This is a genomic window from Amycolatopsis thailandensis, from assembly GCF_042723255.1.
GTDB lineage: Bacteria > Actinomycetota > Actinomycetes > Mycobacteriales > Pseudonocardiaceae > Amycolatopsis > Amycolatopsis thailandensis.
On sequence record NZ_JBHXJK010000236.1, the window covers coordinates 1 to 7,743 of the forward strand.

At 68.0% G+C, this 7,743-nt stretch carries 5 protein-coding genes; 2 read left to right on the forward strand and 3 right to left on the reverse strand.

The annotated features are described in order from the left end of the window. Window positions 1–48 precede the first annotated feature (48 nt). On the reverse strand, window positions 49–2,553 hold the full coding sequence (locus ACFWMR_RS41815; RefSeq protein ID WP_093934961.1) for a DEAD/DEAH box helicase: 2,505 nt from the start codon (window positions 2,551–2,553) through the stop codon (window positions 49–51). Window positions 2,554–2,706: 153 nt separating this feature from the next. On the opposite strand from ACFWMR_RS41815, the gene ACFWMR_RS41820 reads away from it, so the two are divergent. Continuing rightward, window positions 2,707–3,954: a primosomal protein gene (locus tag ACFWMR_RS41820; protein ID WP_378382409.1), complete on the forward strand. Its 1,248-nt coding sequence runs from the start codon at window positions 2,707–2,709 to the stop codon at window positions 3,952–3,954. A gap of 21 nt (window positions 3,955–3,975) precedes the next feature. On the opposite strand, the gene ACFWMR_RS41825 is transcribed toward ACFWMR_RS41820, so the two are convergent. Further along, complete coding sequence (locus tag ACFWMR_RS41825) at window positions 3,976–5,184, reverse strand: MFS transporter (RefSeq protein WP_378382410.1); 1,209 nt, start codon at window positions 5,182–5,184, stop codon at window positions 3,976–3,978. Between the two features lie 65 nt (window positions 5,185–5,249). Then, window positions 5,250–6,350 carry an adenosine deaminase gene (locus ACFWMR_RS41830; protein ID WP_378276978.1) on the reverse strand — a complete coding sequence of 367 codons (1,101 nt, stop codon included), beginning with the start codon at window positions 6,348–6,350 and terminating at the stop codon, window positions 5,250–5,252. Window positions 6,351–6,560: 210 nt separating this feature from the next. On the opposite strand from ACFWMR_RS41830, the gene ACFWMR_RS41835 reads away from it, so the two are divergent. Continuing rightward, window positions 6,561–7,652, forward strand: coding sequence for a PA containing protein (locus ACFWMR_RS41835; RefSeq protein ID WP_378276975.1), 1,092 nt, complete (start codon window positions 6,561–6,563; stop codon window positions 7,650–7,652). Window positions 7,653–7,743 lie beyond the last annotated feature (91 nt).

The window sequence follows — 7,743 nt, forward strand, 5'->3', positions numbered from 1 at the left end:
AGGAAAGGACCTTTCATGGCGCGCGTAACGGTGTAAGCGCGGCCTGAGTCAGAGCTGGTCCACCGCGGTGATCCGGATGACCGCCGAGCCCGCCTCGTCCGAAGCCGCCAGATCGACTTCCGCGCCGATGCCCCAGTCGTGATCGCCCGCGGGGTCGTCGAAGATCTGCCGCACCCGCCAGATCTCCGTCTCCTTCTCGATGATCAGCAGCTTGGGGCCACGCGCGTCCGGCCCGATGCCGAGCGTTTCGTGCTCGTCGAAGTAGTCCTCGATGGCGTCTTCCCACGCGTCCGCGTCCCAGCCCGACGCGGCGTCCAGCTCGCCGAGCGCCCCGTAGGAACGCCGGGCGGCGAGCTCGACCCGGCGGAACAGCTCGTTCCGCACGAGCACCCGGAAAGCCCGCTCGTTCCGCGTGACCGCGGGCGGCTCGGACGGCGGCCTCGCCGAAACCGGGCCCTCTTCTTCGGGGTGCCGCAAGGCTTCCCACTCGTCGAGGAGACTGGAGTCGACCTGGCGCACCAGTTCACCGAGCCATTCGATGAGGTCCTGCAGACCCTCGTCCTTGGCCTCGTCGGGGACCGTGTGCCGGAGCGAGTCGTAGGTGTCGGTGAGGTACCGCAGCACCAGCCCTTCCGAGCGGGCGAGCTGGTAGAAACCGATGTACTCCACGAAGTTCATCGCGCGCTCATACATGTCGCGCACGACCGACTTCGGCTTGAGCTCGTAGTCCTCGACCCACGGATGCCCTTGCCGGTAGCGGGAATACGCCGCTTCCAGCAGTTCCTCCAGCGGCTTCGGATACGTGACGTTTTCGAGCAGTTCCATCCGCTCGTCGTATTCGATGCCCTCGGACTTCATCGCCTGCACGGCCTCGCCGCGCGCCTTGAACTGTTGCTGCGAAAGCACCGGGCGAGGATTGTCCACAGTGGATTCCACAATGGACACGACGTCGAGCGGATACGACGGCGACTCGACGTCGAGCAGTTCGATCGCGGCCAGCGCGAACGGCGAGAGCGGCTGGTTCAGCGCGAAATCGAACTGCAGGTCCACGGTGAGCCGGACGATGCGGCCCTGCTCGTCGGGTTCGTCGAGCCGCTCCACGACCCCGGCCGCGAGCAGCGCGCGGTAGATCGCGATCGCGCGCAGGATCAGCTTCCGCTGAGCGGGACGGTCGGAATGGTTGTCCTCCAGGAGATGCCGCATCGAGTCGAACGCGTTTCCCGGCCGGGAAACGACGTTCAGCAGCATCGAGTGGCTGACGTGGAAACTCGACGTCAGCGGCTCCGGCTCGGCCGCGATCAGCCGGTCGAAGGTGCTCTCCGTCCAGTTGACGAACCCTTCGGGCGCCTTCTTGCGGACGATCTTCTTTTTCTTCTTGGGATCGTCGCCCGCCTTCTCCAGCGCCTTGGCGTTTTCGACGACGTGGTCCGGCGCCTGCACGACGACGTAGCCGTCGGTGTCGTACCCGGCGCGGCCCGCGCGCCCGGCGATCTGGTGGAACTCGCGCGCCTTGAGATGCCGTTGCCGCACTCCGTCGTACTTCGTCAGCGCGGAGAAGACCACCGTGCGGATAGGTACGTTGATGCCGACGCCGAGCGTGTCGGTCCCGCAGATCACCTTCAGCAGTCCGGCTTGCGCGAGCTGCTCGACCAGGCGCCGGTACTTCGGCAGCATGCCGGCGTGGTGCACGCCGATGCCGTGCCGGACCAGCCGGGACAGCGTCTTCCCGAACCCGGCCGAGAAGCGGAAGTCGCCGAGCATCTCGGCGATGGCCTCCTTCTCCGCCTTCGAGGTGACGTTGATGCTCATCAGCGTCTGCGCGCGCTCGATCGCCGCCGCCTGTGAGAAGTGCACGACGTAGACCGGCGACTGACCGCCGTTGAGCAGCTCGGACATCGTCTCGTGCAACGGTGTCAGCGCGTAGCGGAAGGTGAGCGGCACCGGCCGCTCCGCCGACGTGACCACCGCGGTGGGGCGGCCCGTGCGCCTGGTGAGATCTTTTTCGAAGAACGAGACGTCGCCCAGCGTCGCCGACATCAGCACGAACTGCGCCTTCGGCAGTTCCAGCAGCGGCACCTGCCAGGCCCAGCCGCGATCCGGTTCCGAGTAGAAGTGGAACTCGTCCGCGATGACCTGGCCGACCGGCGCGTCGGCGCCGAACCGCAACGCCATGTTCGCCAGGATTTCCGCCGTGCAGCAGATGATCGGCGCGTCGGCGTTCACCGCCGAGTCCCCCGTCATCATGCCGACGTTCTCGGCGCCGAAGATCTCGATGAGCTGGAAGAACTTCTCCGAGACCAGGGCTTTGATCGGCGCCGTGTAGTAGCTGCGGCGGCCGTGCGCGAGCGCGGTGAAGTGGGCGCCGACGGCGACCAGGCTCTTACCCGAGCCCGTCGGCGTCGACAGGATCAGGTTCGCCCCGGAGACCACCTCGATGATGGCCTCCTCCTGCGCGGGGTACAGCTCCAGCCCGCGCTCGGCTGTCCAGGTCGAGAAGGCTTCGAACAGCGAGTCGGGGTCGGGAGCCGCAGGCAGGAGGTCTGTAAGTGTCATCAGAAGGCCTATCGTGCCATCCGTTGGTCGCTTCTTGCCCAGGGGTGATCGCGCCCATCGGCGGAAACCCGTAGGCTTCGCGGTACCGCGCACCCATCGGGCAAGCATCGCCCGGCCGCGCGCACACAGGCGGTAATCCGAGAGGGCTAAGGAATGGCACAGGACATCATCCCGATCGAACTCGGCCTGCCACAGGGTGACGTCGTCACTCTCTGGGCGCCGCGCTGGCGGGAGGACGGCGAGGAATGGGAAGCCTTCCTCGGCGACGAGGAGGACCTGTACGCCTTCCCGGACGCCGCGCACCTCGCCGCTTTCGTGCGGACCTCCGAGCAGCACGACCTGCTCGACCACCCCGCGTGGGAGGTCGTGCCGGCGCTGAACGTGCCCGAGCTGATCCCGGACGACGACCACACCTACGACCTGGTGGGCGTCCCCGAGCTGGTCGCCGAGAAGCCGGACCAGTGGACGCTGGGCGAGCTGGCCGAGATCATCGGCATCGTGCGTTCGCTCGCGGACGTGTGCGAGCTCGACGAGGTCCACGAAGTCCTCGACGCGCACGAGAGCTTCTCGCTGCTGGACCAGGGCACGCTGCCCTTCTCCGGCCGCGACGGCGAGCGCCTGTGGGCGGACCTGTCGCAGGCGGTCTCCGAGAAGTGGGACACCGTGCTCGACGCGATCGACGGCCTGGTGACCGTTCCCGACGTCGACGAGAAGGTGCTGGAGCAGACGGCCGAGGAGCTCGCGACCTTCCTCGCGGAGTCCGCCGAAGCCGAGGCCGCCGCCGCCGAGAACGAGGACCTCGAAGACGTCGACGCGGACGACGAGGACGAAGACGACGAGCCCGTCGGTTTCTGGGGCGAGGTCGGCATCGACCCGATCAAGATCATCACCTCGGGCGCCGAGTACTACACGCTGCGCTGCTACCTCGACGACAAGCCGATCTTCCTCGGCAGCGAAGGCGAGATCGACGTCTTCTCCTCCGAGAAGGCCCTCATCCGCGCGATCGCGGACGGCAAGGAACTGGCGGGCAACGACCTCGCCCAAGTGTCCACTTGGGACGAGGTGACCACGAAGGCCACCGCCGGCGAGCTCGAGATCGACGTCGACACCGAGAACACCTACGTGTTGAACGGCATCGCCGACGACATCGCCGAAGGCCCGGAGGCGATCGACCCGACCCAGCTGGAGCTGGCCGTCGAGCTGATCACCGACGCCGCCGATTGGGCCGACGACGACAGCGTCGACACCGCGCTGGCCGCCAATGAAAGCCTCGGCTGGCTGGTGTCGTTCGTGCTGCGGCCGGACCCCACGCGCCTCGAGCCGAGCGCTCCCTTCGACGCCGAGCAGTCCGAGTGGCGCAAGCTCGTCGAGACCTTCGAGAACCGCCTCACGGTCGTCTGATCCAACTCGCGAAAGAGCCCCTCAGGTTCGTCCTGAGGGGCTCTTTTCGTCTTTGACGGGTACCAGGGCCACTGCCAGCGCCGGGAAGACCGCGGCGACGCAAAAGGCCAGCGCGTACCGCGAGTCGCCGATGACCAGGCCCAGCATCGGCGGGGTCAGCGCGGCGGCGATGTTCTGGCCGGTGTTCTGCGTGCCCATCGCCCGCCCGGCCCAGGCGAGCCCGGCCATCTCGGCCGAGGCGGTGAAGCCGAGTCCGTTGTCGGACACGGTGATCACCGCGGCCAGGACCAAGGCGAGCAGCACCAGCCACGGCCAGGTCGCGTCCCCGGCGGCGACGAGGAGCATGACCACCGCGCTCGCGACCGCCAGTTGCCGCATCGGCCGCAACCGGCTGCCGACGCGGTCGGACCAGCGGCCCGAGACGAGCCTGCCCAGCGCGCCCAGGATCTGGACGGCGCCGACGAACCAGCCCGCCGACGCGGCCGTCCAGTGGTGGACGGTCACCAGGTACACCGGGGTGAAGGCGGAGACGGTGAACTGCGGGACGACGAGCAGCGCGCTCGCGCCGTGCACGCGCCAGAGCGCCGGCCTCCGATACGGCGACGGCGGCTTCTCCCCCGCGCCGGTCCCGGTGTCCGGACGCGGCGGGTCGACCAGCAGCCAGGCGACGAGCACCGCGACGACGATCGCGGCCAGCGCGGGCAGCATCAGCGAGACCTGGAAGCCCCAGCGATCCGCGAGCGGCGGGAGCCCGAAGGCGGCGACACCGACCCCGAGCGGCTGCGCCATCTGGCGGATGCCCATCGCGAAGCCGCGTTCCGCCGGGCCGAACCAGCCGAGGACCGCCCGGCCGCTCGCGGCGTTCACTGACGCGGTGCTCGCGCCGGCGAGCAGAAACACTCCAAAGAGGATCCCGAGCGAGTGGGCGCCCACGGCCGCGTACACGAGGAGTAACCCCGAGACGCCGAGTCCGAGGGCCATTACCAAACGCTCTCCGTAACGGTCGGCGGCCGCACCCCACAGGATCAAGGTGAACAGCAGGCCAAGACTCGGCGCCGCGACCACCGTTCCCGCTTCGGCGAGCGTGAGCCCCTCCGCACGCTGCATGGACGGCACCAGGAACGGGATCCCGTAGAGGAACGAACAGCTCGCGGTCTGCGCGGCGAGGCCGAGCGCGAGGATGAGCCAGCGCCGTTTGCCGCCGATCCCCACGTCCACGACCTGCGCCATCTTCGTCACCGTTCCACTATTTGGGATAGAACTCCTACATAGTGAACGATAGTTGTCCGTGCTAACTACCGCAAGGCCGCGTACCCGGGCTTGATGACCGTGTTGATGATGTCGAGCCGCTGATCGAAATCGAGGAACGCGGATTTCATCGCATTGATGGTGAACCACTCGAGATCGGCCGGCCCGAAGCCGAAGGCCTCGGTCAGGGCGGCGAATTCGCTGGTCATGGAGCAGCCGCTCATCAGCCGGTTGTCGGTGTTGACGGTGACCCGGAAGCGCAGCCGGGCGAGCAGGCCGATGGGGTGTTCGCCGATCGAGCGCGCCGCTCCCGTCTGGACATTGGAGGTGGGACAGATCTCCAGCGGGATCCGCCGGTCGCGGACGTAGGCGGCCAACCGTCCCAAATGGACCGTGCCGTCACTGTCGGTCTTGATGTCGTCGACGATCCGCACACCGTGACCGAGGCGCTCCGCGCCGCAATGCTGAATCGCCTCCCAAATGGACGCGAGCCCGAACGCTTCACCGGCATGAATGGTGAAATGCGCATTATTCGTCCGCAGGAACTCGAATGCGTCGAGATTTCTGGTAGGCGGAAATCCGTCTTCCGGTCCGGCGATGTCGAACCCGACCACGCCGGCGTCGCGGTAGCGGACGGCGAGACCGGCGATCTCGAGTGCCCTGGCGTGCTGGCGCATCGCGCAGAGCAACGTCCCGACGCGGATCCGGCCGCCCGCGGCCGCCACTCTCCGTTCACCTTCCTCGAACCCGGCCTGAACGGCCTCGACCACCGCATCGAGTGACAGTCCGCGTTCGACGAAGAGTTCGGGCGCGTACCGCACCTCGGCGTAGACGACCCCGTCGGCCGCGAGGTCTTCGACCGCCTCGGCGGCCACTCTGACCAGCGCTTCCTCCGTCTGCATCACGCCGCAGGTATGCGCGAACGTCTCAAGGTACGAGACGAGAGAGCCGGAATCGGCGGCGTCGCGGAACCATCGGCCGAGCGCGACGGGATCACCGGTCGGAAGGGCCTGGTACCCGGTCTGTTCGGCGAGTTCGGCGACCGTCGCGGGACGCAATCCGCCGTCCAGGTGGTCGTGGAGGAGAACCTTGGGAGCACGGGCCAGTACCGCCTCCGGGACGAGGGGTCTGCTGCTTTCAGAGGACATACGTAACGGTAACCAGGCTGTCATTCCCCTACATGGTGGTAACTCCCGCGCTCCGGTTAACCCTCGGCTTTGTCGATCACCGGCTGAATCGGCCATCAGGGTCAGAGCTCGGCATTGTCCGATACCCGGGGGCCATACGCAGAGCAATTTCGCAATGGATAAGCTTCACGTCACGTCCCTCCCATTTCCCCGCCCACGAAGGACACCGCAGTGACCACTGACAACCACATTGCAGCAGCCCCGTCCTTCGACCGGATGCGCAACATGCTGGTGCGCGCGGCCGAAGTGCGTGAGAGCGAACAGCAGCAGATCTTCGACGCGCTCGACGACATCTACGCACGTCTGGCGCCGGTCGACTCGCTCGGCGCGGTCCGCAAGCGCCTCTCGGAGATGCCCGACCGCACCGAGACCAGCGTGCTCGCCGAGCGGCTCGACGAGACCATGTCGCGGCTCGAAGCGCAGGACACCGCGATCGCCGCGCTGACCCGCGCCGTCGAAAGCATCGTCGACAAGCTGGCCAAGCCGTTCGCCCAGCTCGACGGCCGCCTCGACGGCATGGCCGCGCGCCTCGAAGGCGTCGGGGGCCGGATGGACGGGCTCGAGGACAAGCTCCAGAACATCCACCGCCGTCTCGACGAGCTCGGCGCGCACCTGGACAAGCAGGACGTGAAGACCGACTCGCTCCCGCAGTCGGTGATCGGCCCGGTGCGCGAGCGCGTCGAGCAGGCCGAGTCGACCCTGCGCGACCGCGTCGACACCGTCGACCGCGAGCTGCGCACCCGCGTCGAGAACCTCGACAAGGCCACCAAGGACAGCCTCACCGCGAACACCGAGGCGCTGAAGACCGCGCTGACCGAGACCGGCGAGATGATCGACGCCTCGGAGCGCCTCGACGGCCTGGGCGACCGCCTCGAGAAGGTCACCTCGCGGCTGGACGACCTCGCGGAGCGGCTCGACAAGGTCGAGGACGGCTTCACCGGACGCCTCGGCGACCTCGACGGCTCGATCCGCAGCGGCCTGTCGAAGGTCGAGAGCACGCTCCAGAAGCAGCCGGACACCGACTCGGTCGACACGCTGGTGCGCAAGAGCAACGACGAGTCCGTGCGCCGCATCGGCGGCCAGCTGGACGAGGCCATGGCGACCTTCGCGGAGCTGATGCTCGGCGGTGGCCCGGCCGTGCAGCAGATCGCCCCGCCGCCGCCCGCCCCGCGTCAGCCGCGTCGCAGCTCGCGCAACGGCCGGGCGCCCAAGGCGGCCGACGCCAAGGCCAAGGCCGACGGCACCGACGAGACCACCGACTGACGTCTCCGCTTGACGCGTGAAGGCCCCCTTCCCTCGGCTCTGCCTGGGAAGGGGGCCTTCACGCTTCTCCGGCCACGCCCTGCGTTTAGCG